The sequence below is a fragment of the Gillisia sp. Hel_I_29 genome, from assembly GCF_000744275.1.
In the GTDB taxonomy this organism is placed as follows: Bacteria; Bacteroidota; Bacteroidia; order Flavobacteriales; family Flavobacteriaceae; genus Gillisia.
Window position 1 is genome coordinate 425,885 of record NZ_JQLP01000005.1, and the last position, 24,622, is coordinate 450,506.

The window sequence follows — 24,622 nt, forward strand, 5'->3', positions numbered from 1 at the left end:
AGTGTAAAATTTTTATAATTACCTATTTTTAGCAATCTTAAAATTAATATTTAAATAATGAGAAAAATTAAATCAACCCTTTTGGTTTGTTTTTTGTTTTTGTCTGCTGGTGTATTTGCTCAGGATGAGCAGGCAACTAAGGAGGAAACAGTTCAAGCCGGACACACTAATCAAAACAAATTTAGACAACTGTATCAGGAGTTCTCAACTCCAAATCAATATCGTACAGGGGCAGGTGCTCCGGGAGAAGCCTATTATCAAAATCAGGCAGATTACAAGATGGATATTGAGTTAGATGATAAAAATCAAAAACTGTCAGGGTACGAGACAATTACATATCATAACAATTCTCCAGATGCTTTAGAGTATTTATGGGTGCAATTAGATCAAAATATTAGAACGAAAGATTCTGAGGCTAAGCTTAAGGATGGGAATGGGATTTCTCCAGTAACTCAAAGCAGTACTTTTGTAAATGATTTTATGGAAGAACCTTTTGATGGTGGATTTCATATAGAAGAAGTATCTTCTAAAGACGGGAAGTCATTGCCACATACTATCAATTTTACAATGATGAGAGTAGATCTACCACAGCCTTTAAAAGCTGGCGAGAGTTATTCTTTCAACATAAAATGGTGGTACAACATTAATAATCATGTAACAGATAGAGCTAGATCTGGATACGAGCATTTTCCTGAAGATGGGAACAATGTATATGTAATTGCTCAATTCTTCCCAAGAATGGGGGTTTATAATGATGTAGAAGGATGGCAAAATATGCAATTCTGGGGTAGTGGAGAGTTTGCTCTTCCATTTGGAAGCTATGAAGTGAATATTACGGTTCCTGCAGATCATATTTTAGATGGAACGGGAGAGCTTCAGAATAGAAAAGACGTTTATTCCAGAGAAATGATGAAACGTTATGAGCAGGCGAAAAAATCTTATGATAAGCCAGTAGTTATTGTAACTCAGGAAGAAGCAGAAGCTGCAGAAAAAGGTTTTTCAGATAAAAAGAAAACTTGGAAGTTAAAAGCTGAAATGGTTAGAGATTTTGCTTTTGCTACTTCACGTAAATTCATTGTAGATATGATGAATGTAAAAGTGATGGGTAAAGATGTAATGGCAGAATCTTTATATCCTAAAGAAGGGAATCCGCTATGGGGAGATTATTCTACGAAAGTGGTAGCTAGTACTGTGAAATCTTATTCAGATCATACTTTTCAATATCCATATAGTAAAGCGATATCTGTACATGCAAAAAACCAGGGGATGGAATATCCTATGATCTGTTGGAATTATGGTCGTCCTGAAAAGGATGGAACTTATACAGACCGAGTAAAATTTGGAATGATGAGTGTTATCATTCACGAAGTAGGGCATAACTTTTTCCCAATGATCGTGAATAGTGATGAGCGCCAATGGGGTTGGATGGATGAAGGTATAAATACCTTTATGCAGTATTTAGCAGAACAAGAATTTGCGAGAGAATATCCCCAAGCTATTAGTCCGGAAGAAGTTTATCCTTCTAGAAGAGGAATTCCTTCCAAAATAGTTCCTTATATGAAAGGAGATCAATCTTATATTGCTCCAATCATGTCTAATCCAGAGAATGTTTTTCAATTAGGTAATAACGCTTACGGTAAGCCTGCCACTGCTTTAAATATTTTAAGAGAGACCGTAATGGGTCATGATCTTTTTGATTACTCTTTTAAAACTTATGCAAATAGATGGATGTTTAAACATCCTACTCCAGAAGACTTCTTTAGAACTATGGAAGATGCATCCGGTGTGGATCTAGACTGGTTTTGGAGAGGTTGGTTCTATGGAACAGATAATGTTGATATTGGAATTAAAGAAGTTAAGAAATTTCAGATCACAGATAAAGTTACCAAAGAAGGTAAAGCCTTACTTGAGAGATATAATGTTGAAGATCCTGCAAGTATAGATGCAGTTTATGTTGTTGAAGAAGGAAGTGATGAATATAATGCAGAATCAAAAGGAAAGACTTCTTTAGAGAACGCTCCAAAATTGAATGAGTACCTAATGGATAATTTTACGCCTGAGGAAAGAGCGAAGCTCAAAAATCCTAAGTTTTTCTATCAGGTTACTTTTAACAAACCAGGAGGTTTGGTAATGCCACTTATTGTGGAGTACACCTATGCAGATGGTACTACCAATAATGTGAAATATCCTGCTCAGATCTGGAGAAAGAATGATAAAGAAGTGAGCAAGGCTATTGCATCAGATAAGGAAATCACTAAGATTACAGTAGATCCTAATTTAGAGACTGCAGATGTTAATTTAGACAATAATAGCTGGCCTCAAAATGCCAAAGAAGATAAGTTTCAGAATTTCAAGAAAGAAGCTAGCAACTAATTGAAATTTATTTCTAAAAATTAAGCCGACTTTAACGAGTCGGCTTCTTTTTTAAAATAAATTTGTCATTATCTTTGTTCTTATGATAACACTTCCATTATTTATTAGTGGTGCTGAAATTGGCTTTATAATATTTATATTAGTCATGGTATTTGGCGCCGATAAGATTCCTGAAATAGCCCGCGGATTGGGGAAAGGTATGAGAACTGTTCGAAATGCCACCAATGATATTAAGGGTGAGATTACAAAAAGTGCAGAAAAACAGGGTATAGATTCTAATATCTCGAATGATGTTAGAAATGAGATCAGTAAGGTGAAAGAAGATATTGAAGAAATTACAGGTTCTGTAAGAAGAAGATTGTAGGCGATATGCTGGAGCGTTTAAATGAATGGGACGGAAAATTGTTCGTATTCTTAAACAATTTGGGAGTTGAGCAGTATGATAATTTCTGGATCTTTGTTACCAACATTAAACACTGGATCCCGTTATATATTTTTTTCTTCGTTCTATATTTTATAACCTTTCATTGGAAAAAAGCCCTTCTTAGTTCCACGTTTCTTCTACTTACCTTTTATGTAACTTTTGTTTTTACCAATTTAATTAAGAATTATTCTTCCAGATTAAGGCCAAATAACAATCCGGATCTTTCGGATATTATTAGGATCCTTCAAACCCCAGACAACTATAGTTTTTTCTCCGGACACGCATCTGTATCTTTCGCTGTAACCACATTTTTTGTGCTTAGTTTAAAGAGTAGCTACAAGTGGATCTACCTGTTTTATTTATGGCCATTTATCTTTGTAACCAGTAGAATATATGTTGGAGTTCACTATCCTTCAGATATTATAGTGGGCACTATGATAGGAATTATATTCGGTTTCTTAGGTTTTAAGATCTTTAAAAAAATCAGCAGAAAATAAGATCATCTATTTCTTAACTCTACTTAGGCTTATTCCATCCCTAATAGGTAATAGAATAGTCTCTATTCTCTCATCATTGGCAATCATCTTATTAAACTTTAATAGGGCCTTGGTAGAAATATCATCTTCTCTTACTTTTTCTATAACCTTTCCGCTCCATAGTACATTGTCTGTAAGGATAAGCGCTCCAGGATTAACTTTATCCATTATAAGATCAAAATAAGCTGGGTAGTTAGGCTTGTCTGCATCTAAAAATATAAGATCGAACTTTTGATGGAGTTGAGGTATTATATCTAATGCGCTCCCTAGATGCTGAAAGATCTGAGATGAATATGGAGAACTATCAAAATAACGTCTTTGAAAATCTACTAGCTCCTCATTTACATCTATAGTATGTAACTCTCCTTTATCCTGAATACCTTCAGCCAGGCATAATGCAGAATATCCTGTATAAGTTCCTAATTCCAAGATATTCTGAGGACTATGTATCTTTGAGATCAAGCTAAGTAATCTTCCTTGAAAATGACCACTAAGCATTCTGGGTTGTAAGATCTTTTGATAGGTTTCTCGGGTGAGTTCAGCTAATAATTCTGGTTCTGCCTGCGTATGATCTACTGCGTATTGGTCTAATGCTTCTGGGATAAAATGCATGTATTCTGAATTTTTTGTCAAATTTAAGCATATCTAATATTCTAATAGATTTTTGAGGATACAAAAGCTTGCATTGTACTTTTTGAACCTAAAATTTAGTGGTATTTTTACGTAAAACTAGTTTCTATGAAATTTGAAAATACCAGAGAATTCGCAAGGTCCTTGGATAGTGAAGATCATTTGGCAGCGTATAAAGAAGAGTTTATATTTCCGAAGGTGAATGGAAAAGATGTAATTTACTTTACCGGGAATTCTCTTGGTTTACAGCCAAGATCTGCAAAAAAATATGTAGATGAGATCATGACAGATTGGGCTAATCTTGCTGTAGAAGGACATTTCTATTCAGATAAGCCATGGTGGGATTATCATGAACGTTTTTCTGCAAAGCTTGCAAAGGTGGTTGGAGCATTACCAGAAGAGGTAACAGTAATGAATACTCTTACTGTGAACCTGCACCTTTTAATGGTGTCATTTTACCGTCCGGATAAAAAAAGATATAAGATCATATGCGAAGAGAAAGCTTTTCCAAGCGATCAATACATGATTGCTTCTCAGGTTAAATTTCATGGTTTGAATCCTAAAGATGCTATTGTAGAAATTAAAAAGCGAGAGGGAGAACAAAATTTTAGAACAGAAGATATTCTAGATACCATCAAGGAAGTTGGAGCGGAGTGTGCTTTGGTGTTAATAGGAGGTGTTAATTACTATACAGGCCAGGTTATGGATATGGAGATGATAACCAAAGCTGGTCATGAGGTAGGTGCTAAAGTAGGTTGGGATCTTGCACATGCTGCAGGGAATATTCATTTAGATCTTCATAAATGGGATGTTGATTTTGCAGCCTGGTGTAGTTATAAATATATGAATTCTGGTCCTGGTAATGCGTCTGGATGCTTTATTAACAAGAAATATCACAATTTAAAAGATATACCAAGGTTTGAAGGCTGGTGGGGACATAACAAAGAGAGAAGATTCTTAATGGAACCAGAATTTCAGCCAGAACCCAATGCACACGCATGGCAGATAAGTAATGCCCCAATTCTTGCGTTAGCACCTTATTTAGCTTCTTTAGAAATGTTTGAGAAGGTTGGTATGGAAGCTCTAATTATAAAGCGAGATAAGATCGTAGCTTATTTGGAATTTATTCTTCACGAAATTGATAGAGAAGTAGAGGGTAATTTTGAAATTATTACACCTGCAGATCAGAAAGAAAGAGGCACGCAACTATCTGTATTTCTTCATGGGGAAGGTAAAGAGTTGTTCAATTATTTGATGGAAAATGGAGTGATAACAGATTGGAGAGAGCCAAACGTTATTCGTTTAGCTCCAGCTCCATTTTACTGTTCTTTTGAAGATATGTATGAGTTTGGACAAATCCTTAAAAAAGGAATTGAAACCACCTAATATCCTTATTTTACGCTGATGTCTGTAAAGTAAAGTTGGAAAGATCCATCTTCAGATTTATGCATTTTTGATATTTTAAGATCTTTAAAAGTTTCATAGTCTTCCCAGGTGTTAGCCATTTCTCTACCACCTCCGGCGGCTTTGTAAACCCATTCTTTTATCATAAAGTCATCGTCGTAATAAACATCATAAGTATCTCCAGGGGTATAACCACCATCTGCATTGTAGGATACTATAAGTTTATTCATCTTCTCTTTGCTTATAGGTGCAATAGCATTTTTTTCTTCTTTAAAATTAGCATCAGACCATACTAATTGATAAGGAAATAGCAACCAATACGAATCATTAACAAATTTAGAATCTAATGCTTTATCTTCTTCAGAAAGATTATTACTTCCTTTAATGTAAGTAGCGGTAGAATCATTTTCTGTCATAGCTACTTTATTCTGTTTTGGATTCCACGTCCATGCTCTAGAAGATCTTAATGAGTCTCCTACCTTAACGTTAAAAGTAAAGTTGATCTCTTCTACAGAATCAAAATTCTCAAATCCATTAGCATTAGCGATTTTTTCACTTGTCGTTAAATTGTTTTCAACTACAGAGGTTTCTTGGCTGTCTTCAGATTTTGTTTCATTCTTACAGCTCAACAATGTTGCTGTAAAAGCTAGAAGTAATAATGTTTTTTTCATAGGGTTCAATTTTTAATAAATATAACAAATCTAGAAGTTTAAATGGCATTAATGCTCATTCCACCATCTGCAATAATATTTTGACCGGTGATGTAAGAAGATTTCTCCATTGCAAGAAATGAAATGATAGACGCCATTTCTTCTGCCTCTGCAACTCTTTTTAAAGGTGTTCTTTCGATAATTGGCCTCATACGTTCTTCCTGGCCAAGCAAACCTTTGGTAAGTGAAGTTTTAGTGAACCATGGTGAAACAGCATTTACTCTTATACCCATTTCTGCCCATTCTACGGCTAAACTCCTTGTTTGCTGAAGTAATCCTGCCTTTGCCATTGCATAAGGTGTTCCTGTTCCTACATCTTGAGATCCTGCAACAGAACCTATATTTATAACGGTGGCATTCTTAGAATTTATTAGAAATGGTTGCAATAATCTACTTAGTTGAAAGGGAGCATACAAATTGATGTTTAAGACTTTTTGCACCTCCTCTTCAGAATAATCCATTGCTTTTTTTCTAATGTTTACTCCCGCATTATTCACTAATATGTCTAAAGTATTCCAGTTTTCTTCAATCCAATCCTTTAAATGCATTCTATCTTCAGCAATCGAGACATCAGATACTAAACCTGTAGCATTTAGATTTTGAGCTTTTAATTCATTTTCAAATTCTATTATGTCATCTTCATTTCTTGCGGTAAATAAAACTTTAGCACCCAAATTTAAGAATTCAAGCACGGTAGCTCTACCTATTCCTTTAGTTCCGCCAGTTATTAAAGCGGTCTTATCTGTTAAATTCCACATCTCTATAATTTTTATCTAAATTTATTATAATAAAAAAGCCCTAAGATATCTCAAAGGGCTTTTTATAATTTTATTCTGACTGTTACAGTCTTCTTCCAGTAAGTAGTTTATAAACAATTAAAATTACAGCTACTACAAGTAAGATGTGGATAATGCTTCCTAGATCTGGAAAAGCAAAAAATCCTACAAGCCATCCAATTACTAATAAAACTACGATAAGCCAAACTAAATCTCTCATATTATTGGTTTTTAATGCAACTTGCGTTGCTAATTAATGATTCTTAGTTTTTTAATAATAATAACAGCAATCTCTTTAGGATACTATTAATTACTACAGAAAACCTTGAACCTGGTTAGTTAATTTGATACGAATTTATATAATCTGTTAGCTACCCTTATACAATTTAACTAGTGTTTAACTTAAATACTAAATAAAATGACAAAATTCTTGAACTTTATTTATTCTTATGCTTTGTGAATCAGTACATTAGTATATTGTTCAATAAAACTTGTTGATTTGAATTTGAAGAAAGAATGTGCTTATATTTATTTTTTAATTGATTTAACTTCCTGTTCCGGACGAGCATAATTAAATCGGTCTATAAGTTTAGGTTTGGAATATGCATCTAATCCAGTAATGGCAATGCTATTAGCTTTTTCCAGATCTAACCAACCGTCTTCTAGAATTATATTCTCCTTTAAATAAAGATGTTCTATACTACCCAAAACAAGGATGGTGTCATTTTCCTTAATAAGATATTCATTTAAATACCTGCAGCCCAATTGTATAATTGAATTCTGAACAAACGGTGCTTCAAAACCATCTCGATACTCTTGCTTTAAGTTTGATTTATCAAATTCAGAGATAGTATCATCATATTTGGCTGCGGTGTGATGAGCTTGTTTAATAAAATCTTCTGAAATACTATTAATTGAAAAAATGCCGGTATCTTTTATATTGGTATAGGTATTTCTGGAAACCGTAGTTGGTCTAAATAAAATCGAAAGAATGGGAGGGTTGCTCCCAATGTGACTAACCGAGTTAAACACAGCTACATTTTCTATTCCTGCTACAGATTTTGTAGCTATAAGATTTGCAGATTTGTATCCTGTACAGCTATTAATAAGGTTTCCTCTAAACAACTTATCCAGCTTTATTAATTCTTGCTGATTGTAATATGTCATAATTAAAAAAAGGTCAGTATAAAACTGACCTATTATTTAGATTTATAGAACTGAAATTATAAATATTGATATTATAATATAGCTATTCAGCTTTTACATTTTTTTTCTCATCTTCATATCTAGGATAATCAGTGTATCCTTTCTCCCCTGGAGTATAGAAGGTATCTTCATCCCATTCTGCCATAGGTGCATTATTTGCAAATCTAGCTGGAAGATCTGGATTAGAAATAAATAGTTTTCCAAATGCAACCATATCTGCTTTTCCTTCTTCAATGAACTTATTACCTTTTTCTTGAGTAAATCCAGCATTGATCATTAAGTTACCCTTGTAAATAGGTCTATAATGCTCTGCAATATTAGATTCTAAATAATCTATATCAGAAACATCTGTAAATGGTTCTGAAAGGTGTAGATAAGAAAGATCATAAGCATTTAACTTTTTTATAATATAGTCAAAAGTAGGAATCGTCTCTTCTGTAGCTGTAATTCCAAAAACATCGTTAAGAGATGGATTTAATCGTACACCAATTCTGTTCTCCTGCCAAACTTCTATACAAGCATCTATGATCTCAAAAAAGAATCTAGCTCTATTTTGAATGCTTCCTCCGTAATCATCATCTCTTAAATTTGCCTTTTTATTGAAGAACTGATGAATAAGATATCCGTTAGAAGAATGTATTTCAATACCATCAAATCCCGCATCTTTCGCGTTTTGTGCTGCTCTCTTAAATTCTTGTACCGTTTCTTTGATTTCTGCAAGGCTCATAGCTTGTGGCTCTACAGTATCTTCAAAACCATCTTGAGTGTACGATTGTGCATTTGGATTTACAGCACTTGGTGCTAATGGTTTCTCTCCTTTGTGAAATTTTGGATGAGACATTCTTCCGCAGTGCCATAATTGTATAAATATCTTACCGTCTTCTTCGTGAACAGCAGAGGTTACCTTCTTCCATCCTTCAATTTGTGCATCCGTATGAATTCCGGGAGTGTTGATATAACCTACAGCACGTTCAGAAATTTGTGAACCTTCTGTTATTATTAAGCCAGCACCACTTCTTTGGCGGTAATATTTAGCGTGTAAGCTAGTTGGTGCTTTTTCTTTATTATCTGCTCTATTTCTGGTCATTGGAGCCATCACTACTCTGTTTTTTAAAGTAAGATCGCCTAATTGATATGATTGCAATAGGGGTTGGTCCTCTGTCATTTCTGTATTTTTTTTAATTGTTAATAAAGTTACATTGTGATATGGCCAACGTTTGTTAAACAAATGGTAAATGAGCTTTATTTTAACTTAATTTAAGAATCTTCAAAATAGATTCCTTGTAATTGCAGCTTTTCTATAATTTATTAATGCCTCGGTAGACATCTAAATACAAATGGTATTCTACATATTCCCGGGAATTCTGTATGTTTGTTAACAAAATATACCAATCAAGTCCAACTTAGAATTTTGGATATTGTTGAAATAAAGTAAAAAATTACAGCGCTATAATCTAAATGAACGGAATGCAGACAAAAAAAAATATTGCGATCATAGGATCTGGATTGGTAGGATCACTTCTTGCAATCTATTTAAAAAAGCGGGGGCATGATGTTACTGTTTTTGACAGAAGACGTGATGTGCGCACTGTAGAATTTTCTGGTAGATCCATAAATTTAGCAATGTCTAATAGAGGCTGGGAAGCTTTACGCAAGGTTGGTGTAGAAGATGAAATTAGAGAAATTGCTTTACCATTAGACAAACGTGCTATGCACGTAAATGAAAAGCCGCTATACTTCCAGAAATATGGAAAAGAAGGAGAGGCTATCTATTCTATTTCTCGCGGAATTCTAAATAGAAAAATGATAGATCTTGCTGAAAATGCAGGTGTTGTTTTCAAGTTTGAAGAGAAAGTTTGGGATATAGACCTTGGAGAAGCTAAAATTTTTACTGGTGAAAGTGAAAGAAGCGAATGGAAATCTTACAAATATGATCTAGTTTTTGGGGCAGATGGCGCTTTTTCTCGAGTAAGACATAAAATGCAGAGACAGAGTAGGTTTAACTACTCTCAACATTTTATAGATGTAGGTTATAAAGAATTAACCATTCCTGCTAATGCAGACGGGAGTCATAAATTAGATAATGCTTCTTTTCATATATGGCCACGTGGAGAATTTATGCTCATTGCTATGCCTAATTTAGATGGAAGTTTTACCTGTACTCTTTTCATGCCGTTTGAGGGAGAGGTATCTTTTGAAACTATAGGGACCGAGGCGGCTGCAGAATCTTTCTTTAGTGAATACTTTCCAGATATAAAGGATGATATTTCCAATTTAACTAACGATTTTTTTAAGAATCCTACTAGTGCTATGGTTACAATGAAATGCTTTCCATGGACCTATCAAAATACAGTAGCTTTAGTAGGAGACTCTGCACATGCTATAGTTCCATTTTATGGGCAAGGAATGAACGCTGGTTTCGAAGATATCTCTGTGCTAGATTCACTTATTGAAAAATATGGAGATGATTGGGAGCGTATATTTAAAGAATATCAAAATAGTAGAAAACCTAACGCAGATGCAATTGCAGAACTTAGTTATAGAAATTTGGTAGAAATGAGCAGTAAAACTGCTAATCCTAAATTTTTACTTCAGAAAAAAATTGAAAAAAAATTCTCAGAGAAGCACCCAGATAAATGGTTGCCTTTGTATTCCAGAGTTACATTTTCAGACAGGCCTTATGCAGAAGCGCTTGCTATAGGGGATGAACAAAGAACTATCATGGAAAAGATTATGAAAATTGACGATATTGAAGAGATTTGGGATGGTGAAGAAGTAGAAAATAAAATACTTAAAGCGCTTAATAAAAGCGAATTGAGTTTTAAATAGATTTAATTTAGAGGAATAAAAAAAGGAGATCTTGTATAGATCTCCTTTTTTGTTCTTTAATGCTAGTGATTTCCTTTTTTTAATAATTCAGGAAATTTCTTTTGGAATCTATTTATTCTTGGGATAGAAACATTTTGAATGTATGGATTTTCCGGGTGTAGTTTTTCATAGTTCTGGTGGTAGTCCTCGGCTTTCCAGAATTTTAAAAATGGAAGTACTTCAGCAGCAATAGGTTTATCGTAGTTTTTACCTACTTCCTCTTTTACCTTTTCAATAATCTGTTTTTGCTGCGGGTTCTGATAAAATATTATGGATCTGTAATGCACTCCATTATCTGGTCCTTGTCCATTTACTTGAATGGGATCTTGTGAACCAAAATAAACATTTACCAAGGTTTCATAATCTACTTTATTTGGATCATAGATCACTTCCACAGTTTCAGCATGTTTGCCACTATTCTCATAAGTAGGATTTTGCATTTCTCCTCCTGCATATCCAGATACAGCTTCCTGCACACCTTCTACACTTTCATATACTGCTTCCACACACCAAAAGCAACCACTAGCAAAGTATGCATGAGCCATTCCGTCCTTATTTGGTACTTCTATAGGTTCTGCAGTAGTTAAAGCTTCTGATGTGCTTGATCGATTCTGAGTATTTCCATTGCCGCAAGAAAAGAACAATGCAGTAAGTGAAATTAATAAGGGTAATTTCATAGTTATTTAATTTTGTATTTTCCTTCTAATGTTTTTTTGCCATAAATGGCGTAATCTTTAGCTAGGTCTCCATTTATTTTAAAATTTAACCAATCTAGCTCAAATGTATTGCCATCAATATTTGTTATATTAGCTATAGGTGAATCTGTATCGAAATCGTTCCATGGAATTTCTTTTCCCTGCTTGTTTCTATCAGATACATCTATAAAATATACGTCTGTACTTCCACTTTGGTTTTGAACAAATTTTACATTGATATACATTTCATTCTGAACTAAACAGAAAGTAGATATGTCTGAGTAATTTATACTAATGCAGTAGCAATTGCAATTACTATCTGTTTCTTCCCCAACCTTAATATAATTTCCTAGAGGAAAAGATTCCTTTAATTTTTCCGATGCTTCATTTATCTCAGAGTTGGTAGTAGAGTTACTTAAATTTAAAGAATCTTTAGATTGTCTATTTCTTTCAGATTTACCAGAAATAGAATATGAGGTATTAGAATTTGCAGAACTGTCGTATTCCTGATCAGATTGATCATTCTTACAGCCTAATAGCGTTAATAATAAGATTGCAGTACCCAATAGGTTCTTCATATAAATATGGTTCAGAATTTTAAATAAAGTTAGAGCTTAAAAAGTTTAAAAATGTAAAATACATGTTAATCCAATAAATCCGAAAAAAAGAGACCTATAAAAAGCTACTAACTTTTTATAGGTCTCTTAAAATAATTTTTGAGAAGTATTAGAACTTAGTAAAAAATGCTTCCATTTTTTCTTGCTCTTCTTTCGCTAGATCTTCATCTACCAAAATTCTACCACTGTGCTCATCTGTAATAATTTTTCTTCTTCCAGCAATCTCTACAATAACTTGTGGTGGGATAGTAAAGTAAGATCCTCCAGAAGCTCCACGTTCTACAGCAACAACAGCTAAACCATTTTTAACATTGGTTCTAATTCTCTTGTAAGCGCTTATTAGTCTCTCTTCAATTTGCTCTTGAAAATCGTTAGATTTTTTAACAAGCATTTCTTCTTCTTTTTGAGTCTCCGCAAGAATAGCATCCAATTCTCCCTTTTTGTGGGTTAAATGCTTATCTCTATCCGTCAAACGTTCTTTTGTTTGAGTGATCACTTCTTTTTTCTGCTCAATTTGAGCTCTATATTCTTTGATATGCTTTTCTGCAAGTTCGATCTCCAATTCCTGGAACTCAACCTCTTTGCTTAATGCATTAAATTCACGATTGTTACGAACATTCTTTTGTTGCTCGCTGTATTTCTTTATTGCAGTCTTAGATTCTTCAATAAGGCTTTTCTTAGTCTTAATGTCATTATCTATAACCTCTAAATCAGAATCCAGTTTTTGAATACGTGTGTTTAATCCGGCTACTTCATCTTCTAAATCTTCTACCTCCAATGGAAGTTCACCTCGCACATTTCTAATTTCATCGATTCTAGAATCAATTAGTTGAAGATCGTACAACGCTCTTAACTTCTCTTCTACAGTAACATCGGTTTTTTTTGCCATAGTTAATAATACTTGATAGGATTGGTTTTTGTATTCGCTAAAATAAGTGCAAAATTACTAATTTTTTTACTAAGATACGAATGTAAAAGATTTTTTGTGTACTGCTCACTTTCGTAGTGTCCAATATCTGCTAGAACCAGTGATTCCTCGGCTCTGTAGAAATCGTGATATTTAAGATCTGCAGTTACAAAGAAGTCTGCGCCAGCACGTTTTGCATTCTCTATTGCAAAACTTCCACTGCCTCCTAAAACAGCAACTTTAAATACTGGTTTTTCGAGAAGGTTAGAATGTCTTATACATGCCGTTCCAAAGACATTTTTTAAATGTTCCAAAAATTCTATTTCCGTTTTGCTTTTTTCAAATTCCCCGATCATACCCATACCCATATTTTGATGTGCATTATCTAGAGTTACAACCTCATAAGCAACTTCCTCATAAGGATGATTTTTAAATAAGCTTTTTAAGATCTTACCTTCTAAATGTGCAGGAAATGTGATGCCTATTTGTGTTTCTTCTTCAATATGTAATTTTCCACGTTCTCCAATTACTGGAGAAGCATTAGAATTTGGTTTAAAACTTCCTTTGCCTTCAATATTAAAGCTGCATTCATCATAATTCCCAATGGAGCCTGCGCCAGCCTTAAATAATTCTTCCCTAAGTTCTTCTGCTTTCTTTGAAGGAATATAAGTAGTGAGCTTTTTGATGCTATTCTTCTTTGGGATTAAGATCTTGGTATTTATCAATCCTATTTGGTCACACATCATTTTATTAACTCCTAAATGATGATTGTCCAAAGCGGTATGTATGGCATAAATGGCAATATCATTTTTTATAGCTTTAATTACAGTTCGTTCCACATAATTAGAGCCGTTCAGCTTTTTTAAGCCAGAAAAGATAATTGGATGAAAGCTCACTATTAAATTACAATCCTTCTCGATAGCTTCATCTACAGTTTCCTCTAAAGTGTCTAGGGTGATAAGAATGCCTGAAACCTTTGTTTTTGTATCACCAACTAATAAGCCAACATTGTCAAAATCTTCTGCGGTTGCAATGGGAGCAAATTCTTCTAAATGTTCAATAACTTCTGCAATAATCATGTGCTATAATTTTAAATCAAATATAAATATTATACTTTCGTCTCAATGAGTATCCTTAGAAAATTACTTTTCCCCTTCGCTATACTTTACGGAATCATCATTCGCGTAAGAAACTATTTATATGATGAAGATGTGCTTAAATCTAGCTCATATACCATCCCTGTGATCTGCGTTGGAAACTTAAGTGTGGGAGGTACTGGTAAATCTCCAATGATAGAGTATCTACTTAATTTATTAGTTCCACACTCTAAAGTAGCTACTTTAAGCAGAGGTTATGGCAGAACAACCAAAGGTTTTATTTTGTTGAACGGATTGGAAAATGCTAGTGAAGTAGGGGATGAGCCTCTTCAGTTTAAGACCAAATTTAAAGATGTGCTTATTGCTGTAGATGAAAATAGACAACACGGAATACAAGTTTTAAAGGATGAAAATAATGCTGAGGTGATACTTCTAGATGATGCATTTCAACATAGAAAAGTGAAAGCAGGATTGAACATTGTTCTCACAAAATTTGACAGTTTGTATATAGATGATCTTATGTTGCCGGCCGGAGATCTTAGAGAGCCTATTGCTGGTGTTGAAAGAGCGCAGATTATTGTAGTTACTAAATGTCCAAAACTGCTCAGCGAGCAGGATGCGAAAAAGATCTGTGAGAAACTAAAACTGAAAAATTATCAGAAGTTGTTTTTTAGCTACATAGACTATAGCCAAATGGTAATTAGTTCTAGTGGTTCCAAATCTATAACATCTTTTGAGGGAACTAAAATAACGCTGGTTACAGGAATTGCAAATCCAAAATCTTTACTTCATTATTTAGATGAAATAGATATTAAATACGATCATTTAAATTATCCCGATCATCATAATTTTAGCAAGGCCGAATTAGAGCAGATCGCTCAGGCTGCAATTATAATAACTACTGAAAAAGATTATATGAGGCTGAAGGATAAGATAGTGCATCCAGACCTCTATTATTTACCCATAAAAATGAAATTCATTTCAAACACATCAGAATTCGACGGAATGGTAAGGAAGTTTATAAAATAAAAAAAGGGATGCACGATGCATCCCTTTTTATTTTTGGCTAATTCAAACTATATAATATGCTTTCGGTATATAATTTTGATAGCTCATTGTTTTCAAACAGCGTGCCAAAACTAAACTTGAACGTTGCTACTTGATAAATGATAATTTATTTTACTGAAGAACTCTTCTGTTTTATAAGGTTTAGGGATGATATCTGTAAAGCCATTTAAATAAAATTCGTCTAGATTTTCATCTAGAGTTACAGCTGTTAGCGCAACTATTGGAATTTGAGTATCAAACTTTCTAATTTCAATGGTAGCTTCAATCCCACTAATTCCAGGCATATGAATGTCCATTAGTATTAGATCGAACGGATTGCTCTTCACTTTATCTATGGCAATTGTCCCATTATCAGCAACATCACAAATAACTTTATGTTTTTCTAATATCTTTCTGGTGATCATTTGGTTGATCTTATTATCTTCTACAATTAAGATCCTCTTATTATGCATAATATCATTAGAAAGCGGAACAGAAAATTGTGCGCCAGACTGTGGAAGGTTATCTGTAGCGAAAGGAGATTCAAATGCTTCAAATTTTAGATCAAAAGTAAATGAAGATCCTTTACCAAGTTCACTTCTTAAATGAACATCACTGTTCATTAAATTCAATAAATTCTTCACAATAGAAAGACCAAGTCCAGTACCACCAAACTTACGGTTGATCTGCGTAGATCCTTGTGTAAAATTATCGAATATGCTGCTTTGTTTCTCTTTTGAGATCCCTTCTCCATTATCTTCAATTTCAAAATGAAGATAGGCAAATTGATCTTGCTGTTTGGTCTTATTAACCCGAATCCAAATATCTCCGTTTTCTGTAAATTTAATGGAGTTACCAATTAGGTTAATCAAGATCTGAGAGATCTTCAGCGGATCACCTTTTAATTTCTTAGGTATTTCCTTATCAAATTCTAAGTGAAATTTAGTGTTCTTATTATCGGCAGAATTTTTTAATGCAATTAATACATCAGAAATTCTTTTTTCTAAATTAAATGATGTTTCTAAAACCTCAACTTTCTTAGCTTCAAGTTTGTTAAGATCTAATATATTATTAATTAGAGATAAAAGATACTCACCGGAAAATTTAAGTGAATTTAAGTGCTCTTTTTGATTTTCAGTTGGACTTTCTTCTAACAATAAATGTGTTAAACCTGTTACCGCATATAGCGGTGTTCTTAGTTCATGGGTAATTGTTGATAAGAATTGTGCTTTTGCCAGAGAAGCTTTTTCGGCATTCTCTTTTGCAATAGTAAGCTCGTCGTTCTTTTTCTGAAGAAGATCATTGGCTCTTGCACGCAAGTTATTATTCTTATATAAAGAAAGAGTTAGTAGGGATAATATGGTGATTAAGGCAACACTTAAAATAGTGGTTAGCTTATTCACTTTTAAAGAGCGTTCTTGTTCAGCATTTTTGAAAGTGAGGTCTGTTACATTAGCTTTCATGGCATCTACACCATATTTGGTGTTTGCATCTTGAGCTAATGCCTCTTTGTTCAAATTAAAAATAGAATCTCTTGCCTCATTACTTTGTTTCAAATAAACGAGTGAGGCTTTATAGTTACCTCTTTCTTCATTTATCTGACTTAAAATATGATTACTGCTCATAATCATGCTTCCAAAACCAAACTTTTTACCTAATTCAAAAGATTTCTCAGCTTCAGCCTGAGCAAGATCATATTTCTTCTGCGTTGTATAGATCCTACTTTGAAAATAGTGAAGTCTGGCAACCTCATATTTATTATTAGAATCTCTTAAGTACTCTTCTGCTTCTTTTAATTCTTCTAAAGCCTCTTGTAACGATGCAGAATTAGAGTTTTCTCTTAGTTTTACAATTCCCCTATTGAGCTTAACTAAGCTAAGGCTTTCGTTATCCTCGGTTTGCTTGTAGTACCGCTCTGCCAAATTTAGATATTTGTACGCCTGAGCTGCGTCATTTTGTAAACTTAAGATCTTGGAATACGTTATGTAACTATATGCTAAGCCGCTTTTATCATCTATATCTCTTTGAATGGCAATGGCTCTTAAGATTTCTGTGCTCGCACGTTTAAGATCGTGACGTATATAGAAAAGTTCTGATAGGATACTGCTCGAGAGAGCAATGTATTTTTGATTGTTGACTTCTTTAGATAATGCCAGTGCAGAATTTAGTTCTGTTAAAGCTTTTTCAAAATCTAGAACATTCACAGAAATCTCGGCATCTGTAAGTAGATTTCGAATCTTTAAATTAACCTCGGAGGTGTCAATTTTACGTTCTTGCTGAAAAGCAACGATATCAGAAAAGTAAAAAAGACACAAAAGGGCAAAAAGTAAGTTCTTCATTGGGGAAATTACCGTTTCATAAGCGTTAAATATAGTTATTCTTTTGAAACGAATGAAATTAAATCAATCAACCTGCTGGAATATCCTATTTCATTATCATACCAACCAATAAGCTTTATAAGATCGCCTCCAATTACAGAAGTCATTTGTGAGTCGAAAATGCAAGAATGAGGATCTCCATTAATGTCTATAGAAACCAGCGGTTCTTCTGTGTAACTAAGGTAATTTTTAAGATATGTGTTCGATGCTTCCTTAAATACTTTGTTTACTTCCTCTATAGATGTAGCTTTATTAACATTTAAAGTCATGTCTGTAAGAGATCCGTTAGGAACAGGCACTCGAATTCCGCATCCACCAATAACATCTTTTAGCTCTGGAAAGATCTTGGTTAGAGCTTTTGCGGCTCCAGTAGTGGTGGGAACAATAGATTGAGTTGCTGCACGAGCTCTTCTTAGATCTTTATGAGGCCTATCATGCAAGGTTTGATCTGATGTATAAGAATGTATAGTAGAAATGTAGGCATGTTTTACTCCAAAATTCTTGTTGATCACATCCAGCATTGGTGCTGCATTATTTGTTGTGCAAGAAGCATTTGAAATAATATTTTCAGATCCATCTAAAATTGCTTCATTTACTCCAAGAACTACCATTTTAATAGTGTCATCTTCAGGCGGTACAGATAAAATTACCTTTTTAACCCCTGTCTGTAAGTGAGATTCTAGATCCTTACGCTTCTTAAATTTACCGGTAGCTTCTACGATGTAATCAACATTATATTCAGGCCAGTTAATATCTTTAGGATGTTCAGCATTTAGAACAGGGATTCTCTTTCCGTTTATCAAAATATTAGAATCCTCTGCAGTTACCTCTTCATTCAGTTTGCCATGAATACTGTCGTATTTTAATAGATGTGCGAGGGTTTTAGCATCCGCAAGATCATTAATAGCTACAACTTCTATTTCTGTATTTTGAATTAATAGCCTGAAAAGATTTCTTCCAATTCTACCAAACCCATTAATTCCAATCTTTAATTTATCTGACATTGAAAATCCTAAAAAGGAATTAAGTTAAATGCTTTTGAGCTTTGTAAGAAGATCTTACCAAGGCTCCGCTTTCTACGTGTCTAAATCCTAATTCAAGGCCTATTGTCTCGTATTTCTTAAATTGATCTGGAGTAATAAATTGCTTTACAGGTAAGTGCTTTTTACTTGGTTGTAAATATTGTCCTATAGTTACAATATCAAGATTTACAGCTCTAAGATCTTTTAAAGTTTGAATAACTTCATCTTCTTGTTCTCCAAGTCCCAGCATAATACCAGATTTAGTTCTGGCAATTCCTTGGTCTTTAAGGTATCTAAGAACTTCTAAGCTGCGCTCATATTTTGCTTGAATTCTAACTTCTCTGGTAAGCCTTTTTACAGTTTCCATATTATGAGAAACTACTTCAGGTCTTACCTCAATAATTCTATCTATGTTGCGCTCATTTCCTTGAAAATCTGGAATCAATGTTTCCAGCGTAGTTTCAGGATTCATTCTTCTAATAGCCTTTACGGTTTCTGCCCATAGAATAGATCCCATATCTTTAAGATCATCTCTATCTACACTTGTTATAACCGCATGCTTAATCTGCATTAGCTTAATAGATCTAGCAACCTTTTCCGGTTCATCCCAATCTACCGTATCTGGTCTCCCTGTTTTTACACCGCAGAAACCGCAAGATCTGGTACATGTATTACCTAAGATCATGAAAGTTGCTGTTCCTTCACTCCAGCATTCTCCCATATTTGGGCAACTACCAGAGGTGCAAATGGTGTGAAGATCATATTTATCTACTAAACCTCTAAGTTCTGTATATTTCTTTCCGGTTGGAAGTTTTACACGTAACCATTTAGGTTTTGGAGTTCGAGTTTGTGGAGCTATAGTATCTGTTGTCATATCAAAATTCTATGCGGTAAAGATACAATAATATGATGAATTGTATAGGGGTAGTAAAGCAGAGTTTAAGCTGATGTTTAGCTTTTTCGAGCTTCGATAATTTGAGCTAAAAGTTTCTTAGCTCTAAGGAGTTTTACCTTAACATTGTTCATAGGCTCTTTAAGGTAAGTGGCAATTTCTTTATAAGATTTCTCTTGAAAATATCTAAGATTTATTACCTCTTGATAATGCGGTTTCAGTTGCTTAATGTCGCTTAAAAGCTGTGCAAGATGTTGCTCATTAATTAAAATATCTTCAATGCTTGGAGTCTCATCTGGTATTCTATTTACATTTTCTGATGGCTCATCTGCCGTATTAGCTCTTATGGAAGATTTACTTTTTCTTAAAAGATCTATGTGAATGTTCTTGGAAATAGTAATAAGCCAGGTTTTAAAGCTGTATTTTTCATCAAAAGTCTCTAATTTATCAAAGGCCTTGGAAAAAGTTTGAATTGTAATTTCTTCAGCATCATATTCATTGCGCACTCTTTTCATTTGAAAAGCGTATACTTCCATCCAATATGAATCAAGCAAAAATTTAAAAGCCTGCTGCTGCCCTTCTTTTGCCTGTTTAATATGCTTTAGAAGCGTTGCAGTATTTATTTCCAATTAGTTGGTTTTGAAAAAAGATTAAGACTAAAGATACCAAATTGTATACAGATAAGAAAAATCTCCAAAATTGGAGTAAGCCATACAAGATCTAACTCATCTAATTTCTTTGCAGATTTCCATATAACTACAAATTGCAAAATCAGTCTTATAACTAATATTCCAAGAACTAACTGCCAGTGAATAAGAAAGCTCAGCAAAAATATAGCTAAGATCCAAAAGGCAAATTGAGAAAAATAAAATAAGCCTAGTAAAGCTTTATGCTTTTTCTTGTAATATTTGGCAGTGGAGATATGTCTGCGTTTTTGTGTGATCCATGATTTATAACTAGTCTTTGGGCAGCTACGGGTAATAGCATCTTTGTCTAAGCAAATGCTGGTGTTCTCTTTGGTTGCCGCCTGATTTACAAAAAGATCGTCATCTCCAGATTTTAAATGGAGGTGGGTGGCATAGCCATTCTGATTGTAGAATTCTGAAGAGGTGTAGGCTAAATTTCTGCCAACCCCCATATAGGGTATACCCCAATTTGCATAAGAGAAATATTGAACAGCAGTGAGTAGCGTTTCAAACCGAATCATTTTATTGAGAAAAGAAGACTTGTTTTTAAAATAACCTCCATAACCAAGGATGATTGATTTTTCTTGTGCAAAACCTGAAGCCATCTTTTGAATCCAGAATTTACTTTCTGGAGCGCAATCTGCATCTGTAAATAAAAGATATGGATTGCTTGCTTTTTTAATTCCTAGAGTGAGTGCATATTTCTTCTTTCCCCAAAAAGCCTCGTTATTCTCAACGTTTACCAATTTAACTCTTGGGTCATATAGAAAGCTCTCCATAACTTCTAGAGTTTCATCAAAAGAAGCATCATTAATAAGAACAACTTCAAAATTAGAATAATTCTGATCTAGGATGCTTGGGATAAATTGCTTTAGATTTTCTGCTTCATTTTTTGCGCAGATAATTACCGAGATTGGTAGATCTGAATTGTTAGTGACGGTATTTGGGATTGAGGTAAAATTTAAATAGCCAATATAATATGCAATATTAACTATAGCAAAAACTATAAATAGGGAGAATAAAAATGTTATCATGTATATTAATTGCTCTTAGTAGTGTCTGAGCAATCTTTCATTTCTTCTGGAGATTTACCGCAAAAACTACAAGATTCTCCTTCAGTATTTAAGAACGGACTTTGACTAGCGCAGGTTCCGGCGAATTTACCGTCTTTTTTTGCCCAAATTTTTATAGCAATTCCGGCGAAAGCTAAACCTAATAATACGATTGTAATAAGTAGTAATTCCATAACCTTTTTTCTTAGTGCAAAAGTAATAATAAAAACCCTGCTTGGAAAATGTAGTCGCTAATTAATATAACCTTTACAATATTTAACTAAACTTTAATTTAATAATATGCAACATATCAGCAAACGGTGCTAAATTGCGTCAAATAATTAACATAAAAACCAAATTATGAAATTAAGAAAATTAACGATAGTTGCTGTATTATCAGCGCTTGCTTTTACATCTTGTGATGATAATAAAAAGAAAGAGCAAGAAGAAAAAGACAAAATGGAAATGCAGGAAATGGAGGCTGAAAGAGAAGCTGAAATGAAAGCAAATGAAGACCGTATGCAAATGGAGTCTAATAGTATAGCTTCTAAAGCTATGGCTACTGCGGAACTAAGTACTTTAGTTAGCGCATTACAGGCTGCTGAATTGGCACAAATGATGAAAGAAGAAGAAGGACCTTTTACAGTATTTGCACCAACAGATGATGCTTTTGCAAAAGTGCCTAAAGCTACTTTGGACGAATTGATGATGCCAGAGAATAAAGAAAAATTACAAACTGTGCTTAAATATCACGTAGTTCAGGATAGTATTACTTCTGATATGTTAGCAAAGTGGATATCAGAAAATGACGGTTCTTATGCTATGAAAACTGTAGACGGAGCAGATCTTACCGCTATGATGGACGGTGATAAAATTGTTCTTAAAGATGGTAATGGTAAAACTTCTACCGTAGTTAAGGCAGATATTCAAGCTTCTAATGGAGTTGTTCACGAAATTGATGCTGTTGTAATGAAGAAGTCATAATTGACTACAACATACATACAATGAAATTAAAAATCCCGCTAAAAGCGGGATTTTTTTATGCTTTAAAATGTATTTAAAAAACGTTTACTTCTGCTTCTAACTTGATATTAAATAGGTCATAAACTTTTTCTTGCACTTTTGCAGCAAGAGACCAAATTTCAGATCCAGTAGCGTTTCCATAATTCACTAAAACCAAAGCCTGGTTTATGTGTATTCCGGCGTCACCTTCTCTAAATCCTTTAAGACCGGCAGTGTCTATTAGCCAGCCGGCAGGAATCTTTACTTCATTATCTGATATTTGATAAGAAGGCATTTTTGGAAATTTCAGCTTAAGAGTATCGAATTCTTGGGCGCTTATAACTGGATTTTTGAAGAAACTACCGCTATTTCCTAAAATCTTAGGGTCTGGAAGTTTCTCCTGTCTAATCTTAATTACAGCTTTTGAGACGTCTTGAATTGTAGGATTGTCAATACCCATTTCCTCCAAAGCAGTATCAATGGCCCCGTAATTAGTTTGTATTAAATGATCTTTCTTTTTTAATTTAAAGGTCACGCTAGTAATCACATATTTACCCTTAACATCATTCTTAAATATTGAGTTTCTGTAACCAAAGCCACATTCTTCCAAACTGAATTTTCGTTCTTCTAAGGTCTGTATATTTAAAGCGGTACAAGTATAAAAAGTATCTTTTAACTCCACTCCGTAAGCTCCAATGTTTTGAATTGGAGCAGTACCAATATTTCCGGGTATAAGAGAAAGATTTTCGAGTCCGCCCCAATTATTTTCTATGGTATGAAGTACAAACTGATGCCAGTTTTCACCTGCCTCTGCTCTAATAAGAACGTATTCTTCAGTCTCTCTTGTAATTTCTGTTCCTTTTAGGTCTAAATGAACCACGGTGGCATCTATATCTTTTGTAAGCAACATATTGCTACCACCACCCAAAATAAATAATTGATCTGAATAGGTTTGTTTTAAAACCGTCTTTAGATCATCTATGGACGTAACAGAAATAAACTTTCTAGCCTTTACGTCTATTCCGAAGGTATTATAAGCTTTTAAAGAAAAATTCTCAAACACTTTCATTCAACTATTTGTTGTATTCTTTTAATGCAGCTCTAAGAATTTCTATGGCTCTTTCTAAATTCTCTTTTTTAAGGACGTAAGCAATTCTTACCTGATTTAATCCTGTGTTTGGAGTAGAGTAAAAACCTGCAGCCGGGGCAACCATAATGGTTTCATTATCTAATTGAAAATCTTCTAGCAACCATCTTGCAAAGTCGTCTGCACTTTCTACCGGCAATTCGGCGATACAATAAAATGCACCTTTAGGTTCTGCAACCTTAACACCCTCTATAGAATTTAAACCCTTAATAAGAATGTTTCTTCTATTGGTATATTCTTTTATTACTTCATCAAAATAACTTTGTGGAGTATCTAAAGCAGCTTCACTAGCAATCTGTTCAAATGTTGGAGGACTCAATCTAGCCTGGGCAAACTTCATAGCAGTTTGTATAACCTCTTTGTTCTTCGATACAAGACATCCAATTCTAGCGCCACACATACTGTATCGCTTAGATACAGAATCTATCATAATAGCATGGTTTTTTAATTCTGGAAGGCTCATTATAGAGAAATGTTCAGCACCATCGTAGGTGAATTCTCTATAAACTTCATCAGAAACTAAGAAAATATCATGCTTTAATGCAACATCTGCTAGTTGCTTTATCTCTTCCTGAGTATATAAATAACCGGTAGGATTTCCAGGATTACAAATTAATATTGCCTTGGTTTTAGGAGTTATTAATTTTTCAAATTCTGAAATTGGAGGAAGTGCAAAATTGTTTTCTATTTTAGATTCTACAGGAACGATGGTAACGCCTGAAGCTGTAGCAAATCCGTTGTAATTAGCGTAGAATGGTTCGGGTATGATAATTTCATCCCCCGTATCTGCAATACTACCCATAGCGAACATCAAAGCTTCTGAACCTCCGGTAGATATGATAATATCATCGCCATCTACGGCAATATTTTTGCCGGTATAATATTTTGCAAGCTTATCTCTATATTCTGCAAAACCTGCAGAATGACTGTAAGATAATACTTCAATATTATGGTTTCTAACAGCATCTAAAGCCACCTGTGGGGTTTTAATATCTGGCTGTCCTATGTTTAACTGGTATATCTTTTTACCTTTTTTGGTTGCGGCTTCTGCATAAGGTACTAATTTTCTTATTGGGGATTCTGGCATAGAATGACCCTTATCTGAAATTTTAGGCATAGAATATTATTTTTTCTATGCAAAAGTGCAAAATTT

At 33.9% G+C, this 24,622-nt stretch carries 25 protein-coding genes; 7 read left to right on the top strand and 18 right to left on the bottom strand.

The annotated features are described in order from the left end of the window. The first annotated feature begins 57 nt into the window (after window positions 1–57). The 3 genes from P163_RS06935 to P163_RS06945 all read left to right on the top strand — a co-directional run bounded on the left by P163_RS06935 (window position 58) and on the right by P163_RS06945 (window position 3,294). A complete protein-coding gene (locus P163_RS06935) occupies window positions 58–2,373 on the top strand; it encodes a M1 family metallopeptidase (RefSeq protein ID WP_034889000.1) in 2,316 nt (771 codons plus the stop codon). An 82-nt stretch (window positions 2,374–2,455) separates the two neighbouring features. Further along, window positions 2,456–2,737 (top strand): twin-arginine translocase TatA/TatE family subunit, encoded by a 282-nt coding sequence (locus tag P163_RS06940; protein ID WP_034889002.1) that lies wholly within the window; start codon window positions 2,456–2,458, stop codon window positions 2,735–2,737. 5 nt (window positions 2,738–2,742) lie between these two features. Next, window positions 2,743–3,294: a phosphatase PAP2 family protein gene (locus P163_RS06945; protein ID WP_034889004.1), complete on the top strand. Its 552-nt coding sequence runs from the start codon at window positions 2,743–2,745 to the stop codon at window positions 3,292–3,294. 6 nt (window positions 3,295–3,300) lie between these two features. Here the strand turns inward: P163_RS06945 and P163_RS06950 are convergent, their stop codons facing one another. Further along, complete coding sequence (locus P163_RS06950; RefSeq protein ID WP_034889006.1) at window positions 3,301–3,945, bottom strand: O-methyltransferase; 645 nt, start codon at window positions 3,943–3,945, stop codon at window positions 3,301–3,303. A 126-nt stretch (window positions 3,946–4,071) separates the two neighbouring features. On the opposite strand from P163_RS06950, the gene kynU reads away from it, so the two are divergent. Continuing rightward, window positions 4,072–5,349: a kynureninase gene (gene kynU, locus P163_RS06955; protein WP_034889010.1), complete on the top strand. Its 1,278-nt coding sequence runs from the start codon at window positions 4,072–4,074 to the stop codon at window positions 5,347–5,349. Window positions 5,350–5,354: 5 nt separating this feature from the next. Here kynU and P163_RS06960 read toward each other — a convergent pair whose 3' ends face one another. The 5 genes from P163_RS06960 to P163_RS06980 all read right to left on the bottom strand — a co-directional run bounded on the left by P163_RS06960 (window position 5,355) and on the right by P163_RS06980 (window position 9,224). Next, window positions 5,355–6,038: a hypothetical protein gene (locus tag P163_RS06960; RefSeq protein ID WP_034889012.1), complete on the bottom strand. Its 684-nt coding sequence runs from the start codon at window positions 6,036–6,038 to the stop codon at window positions 5,355–5,357. A gap of 38 nt (window positions 6,039–6,076) precedes the next feature. Beyond that, window positions 6,077–6,835 carry an SDR family oxidoreductase gene (locus P163_RS06965; RefSeq protein WP_034889014.1) on the bottom strand — a complete coding sequence of 253 codons (759 nt, stop codon included), beginning with the start codon at window positions 6,833–6,835 and terminating at the stop codon, window positions 6,077–6,079. Window positions 6,836–6,917: 82 nt separating this feature from the next. After that, complete coding sequence (locus P163_RS18285; RefSeq protein ID WP_034889016.1) at window positions 6,918–7,073, bottom strand: lmo0937 family membrane protein; 156 nt, start codon at window positions 7,071–7,073, stop codon at window positions 6,918–6,920. A gap of 308 nt (window positions 7,074–7,381) precedes the next feature. Continuing rightward, entirely contained in the window at window positions 7,382–8,020 is a 639-nt protein-coding gene (locus P163_RS06975) for a flavin reductase family protein (protein WP_034889018.1), read from the bottom strand. 82 nt (window positions 8,021–8,102) lie between these two features. Beyond that, window positions 8,103–9,224 (bottom strand): alkene reductase, encoded by a 1,122-nt coding sequence (locus P163_RS06980; RefSeq protein WP_034889020.1) that lies wholly within the window; start codon window positions 9,222–9,224, stop codon window positions 8,103–8,105. A 302-nt stretch (window positions 9,225–9,526) separates the two neighbouring features. Here P163_RS06980 and P163_RS06985 point away from each other — a divergent pair, with 302 nt between their 5' ends. Continuing rightward, window positions 9,527–10,888, top strand: coding sequence for an FAD-dependent oxidoreductase (locus P163_RS06985; protein ID WP_034894051.1), 1,362 nt, complete (start codon window positions 9,527–9,529; stop codon window positions 10,886–10,888). 62 nt (window positions 10,889–10,950) lie between these two features. Here the strand turns inward: P163_RS06985 and msrA are convergent, their stop codons facing one another. From msrA to P163_RS07005, 4 genes are all read right to left on the bottom strand, one after another. After that, window positions 10,951–11,604: a peptide-methionine (S)-S-oxide reductase MsrA gene (msrA, locus tag P163_RS06990; RefSeq protein WP_034889022.1), complete on the bottom strand. Its 654-nt coding sequence runs from the start codon at window positions 11,602–11,604 to the stop codon at window positions 10,951–10,953. 2 nt (window positions 11,605–11,606) lie between these two features. Beyond that, window positions 11,607–12,200 (bottom strand): hypothetical protein, encoded by a 594-nt coding sequence (locus tag P163_RS06995; RefSeq protein WP_034889024.1) that lies wholly within the window; start codon window positions 12,198–12,200, stop codon window positions 11,607–11,609. Window positions 12,201–12,348: 148 nt separating this feature from the next. Continuing rightward, window positions 12,349–13,128 carry a zinc ribbon domain-containing protein gene (locus P163_RS07000; protein WP_034889026.1) on the bottom strand — a complete coding sequence of 260 codons (780 nt, stop codon included), beginning with the start codon at window positions 13,126–13,128 and terminating at the stop codon, window positions 12,349–12,351. A 2-nt stretch (window positions 13,129–13,130) separates the two neighbouring features. Beyond that, window positions 13,131–14,225, bottom strand: coding sequence for a Nif3-like dinuclear metal center hexameric protein (locus P163_RS07005; RefSeq protein WP_034889029.1), 1,095 nt, complete (start codon window positions 14,223–14,225; stop codon window positions 13,131–13,133). 45 nt (window positions 14,226–14,270) lie between these two features. Here P163_RS07005 and lpxK point away from each other — a divergent pair, with 45 nt between their 5' ends. Next, entirely contained in the window at window positions 14,271–15,272 is a 1,002-nt protein-coding gene (lpxK, locus tag P163_RS07010) for a tetraacyldisaccharide 4'-kinase (RefSeq protein ID WP_034889031.1), read from the top strand. Between the two features lie 110 nt (window positions 15,273–15,382). Here lpxK and P163_RS07015 read toward each other — a convergent pair whose 3' ends face one another. The 6 genes from P163_RS07015 to P163_RS07040 form a co-directional block, all read right to left on the bottom strand. Further along, the gene (locus P163_RS07015) at window positions 15,383–17,629 is read right to left on the bottom strand and encodes an ATP-binding protein (protein WP_034889033.1); all 2,247 of its coding nucleotides are present in this window, start codon (window positions 17,627–17,629) and stop codon (window positions 15,383–15,385) included. A gap of 35 nt (window positions 17,630–17,664) precedes the next feature. Next, complete coding sequence (gap, locus tag P163_RS07020) at window positions 17,665–18,672, bottom strand: type I glyceraldehyde-3-phosphate dehydrogenase (protein WP_034889035.1); 1,008 nt, start codon at window positions 18,670–18,672, stop codon at window positions 17,665–17,667. A 19-nt stretch (window positions 18,673–18,691) separates the two neighbouring features. Further along, the gene (gene lipA / locus P163_RS07025) at window positions 18,692–19,564 is read right to left on the bottom strand and encodes a lipoyl synthase (protein WP_034889037.1); all 873 of its coding nucleotides are present in this window, start codon (window positions 19,562–19,564) and stop codon (window positions 18,692–18,694) included. 77 nt (window positions 19,565–19,641) lie between these two features. Then, window positions 19,642–20,211, bottom strand: a complete 570-nt coding sequence (locus P163_RS07030; RefSeq protein ID WP_034889039.1) for an RNA polymerase sigma factor — start codon at window positions 20,209–20,211, stop codon at window positions 19,642–19,644. Then, a complete protein-coding gene (locus P163_RS07035; RefSeq protein WP_034889041.1) occupies window positions 20,202–21,302 on the bottom strand; it encodes a glycosyltransferase in 1,101 nt (366 codons plus the stop codon). The genes P163_RS07030 and P163_RS07035 overlap by 10 nt, the downstream gene beginning before the upstream one ends. Before the next feature lie 5 nt (window positions 21,303–21,307). Then, window positions 21,308–21,514 (bottom strand): hypothetical protein, encoded by a 207-nt coding sequence (locus P163_RS07040; RefSeq protein WP_034889044.1) that lies wholly within the window; start codon window positions 21,512–21,514, stop codon window positions 21,308–21,310. A gap of 166 nt (window positions 21,515–21,680) precedes the next feature. Between P163_RS07040 and P163_RS07045 the strand changes: the two genes are divergently transcribed. Further along, window positions 21,681–22,304, top strand: coding sequence for a fasciclin domain-containing protein (locus P163_RS07045; RefSeq protein WP_034889046.1), 624 nt, complete (start codon window positions 21,681–21,683; stop codon window positions 22,302–22,304). Window positions 22,305–22,377: 73 nt separating this feature from the next. On the opposite strand, the gene murB is transcribed toward P163_RS07045, so the two are convergent. After that, entirely contained in the window at window positions 22,378–23,391 is a 1,014-nt protein-coding gene (gene murB, locus P163_RS07050) for a UDP-N-acetylmuramate dehydrogenase (RefSeq protein WP_034889049.1), read from the bottom strand. A 4-nt stretch (window positions 23,392–23,395) separates the two neighbouring features. Continuing rightward, entirely contained in the window at window positions 23,396–24,586 is a 1,191-nt protein-coding gene (locus tag P163_RS07055; protein ID WP_034889051.1) for a pyridoxal phosphate-dependent aminotransferase, read from the bottom strand. Window positions 24,587–24,622: the final 36 nt, after the last annotated feature.

What these genes read in the sequence shown, in the direction of transcription:
- P163_RS06935 (WP_034889000.1), top strand. Translation starts at nt 58, where the DNA reads ATGAGAAAAATTAAATCAACCCTTTTGGTTTGTTTTTTGTTTTTGTCT.
- P163_RS06940 (WP_034889002.1), top strand. Translation starts at nt 2,456, where the DNA reads ATGATAACACTTCCATTATTTATTAGTGGTGCTGAAATTGGCTTTATA.
- P163_RS06945 (WP_034889004.1), top strand. Translation starts at nt 2,743, where the DNA reads ATGCTGGAGCGTTTAAATGAATGGGACGGAAAATTGTTCGTATTCTTA.
- P163_RS06950 (WP_034889006.1), bottom strand. Translation starts at nt 3,945, where the DNA reads ATGCATTTTATCCCAGAAGCATTAGACCAATACGCAGTAGATCATACG.
- kynU (WP_034889010.1), top strand. Translation starts at nt 4,072, where the DNA reads ATGAAATTTGAAAATACCAGAGAATTCGCAAGGTCCTTGGATAGTGAA.
- P163_RS06960 (WP_034889012.1), bottom strand. Translation starts at nt 6,038, where the DNA reads ATGAAAAAAACATTATTACTTCTAGCTTTTACAGCAACATTGTTGAGC.
- P163_RS06965 (WP_034889014.1), bottom strand. Translation starts at nt 6,835, where the DNA reads ATGTGGAATTTAACAGATAAGACCGCTTTAATAACTGGCGGAACTAAA.
- P163_RS18285 (WP_034889016.1), bottom strand. Translation starts at nt 7,073, where the DNA reads ATGAGAGATTTAGTTTGGCTTATCGTAGTTTTATTAGTAATTGGATGG.
- P163_RS06975 (WP_034889018.1), bottom strand. Translation starts at nt 8,020, where the DNA reads ATGACATATTACAATCAGCAAGAATTAATAAAGCTGGATAAGTTGTTT.
- P163_RS06980 (WP_034889020.1), bottom strand. Translation starts at nt 9,224, where the DNA reads ATGACAGAGGACCAACCCCTATTGCAATCATATCAATTAGGCGATCTT.
- P163_RS06985 (WP_034894051.1), top strand. Translation starts at nt 9,527, where the DNA reads ATGCAGACAAAAAAAAATATTGCGATCATAGGATCTGGATTGGTAGGA.
- msrA (WP_034889022.1), bottom strand. Translation starts at nt 11,604, where the DNA reads ATGAAATTACCCTTATTAATTTCACTTACTGCATTGTTCTTTTCTTGC.
- P163_RS06995 (WP_034889024.1), bottom strand. Translation starts at nt 12,200, where the DNA reads ATGAAGAACCTATTGGGTACTGCAATCTTATTATTAACGCTATTAGGC.
- P163_RS07000 (WP_034889026.1), bottom strand. Translation starts at nt 13,128, where the DNA reads ATGGCAAAAAAAACCGATGTTACTGTAGAAGAGAAGTTAAGAGCGTTG.
- P163_RS07005 (WP_034889029.1), bottom strand. Translation starts at nt 14,225, where the DNA reads ATGATTATTGCAGAAGTTATTGAACATTTAGAAGAATTTGCTCCCATT.
- lpxK (WP_034889031.1), top strand. Translation starts at nt 14,271, where the DNA reads ATGAGTATCCTTAGAAAATTACTTTTCCCCTTCGCTATACTTTACGGA.
- P163_RS07015 (WP_034889033.1), bottom strand. Translation starts at nt 17,629, where the DNA reads ATGAAGAACTTACTTTTTGCCCTTTTGTGTCTTTTTTACTTTTCTGAT.
- gap (WP_034889035.1), bottom strand. Translation starts at nt 18,672, where the DNA reads ATGTCAGATAAATTAAAGATTGGAATTAATGGGTTTGGTAGAATTGGA.
- lipA (WP_034889037.1), bottom strand. Translation starts at nt 19,564, where the DNA reads ATGACAACAGATACTATAGCTCCACAAACTCGAACTCCAAAACCTAAA.
- P163_RS07035 (WP_034889041.1), bottom strand. Translation starts at nt 21,302, where the DNA reads ATGATAACATTTTTATTCTCCCTATTTATAGTTTTTGCTATAGTTAAT.
- P163_RS07040 (WP_034889044.1), bottom strand. Translation starts at nt 21,514, where the DNA reads ATGGAATTACTACTTATTACAATCGTATTATTAGGTTTAGCTTTCGCC.
- P163_RS07045 (WP_034889046.1), top strand. Translation starts at nt 21,681, where the DNA reads ATGAAATTAAGAAAATTAACGATAGTTGCTGTATTATCAGCGCTTGCT.
- murB (WP_034889049.1), bottom strand. Translation starts at nt 23,391, where the DNA reads ATGAAAGTGTTTGAGAATTTTTCTTTAAAAGCTTATAATACCTTCGGA.
- P163_RS07055 (WP_034889051.1), bottom strand. Translation starts at nt 24,586, where the DNA reads ATGCCTAAAATTTCAGATAAGGGTCATTCTATGCCAGAATCCCCAATA.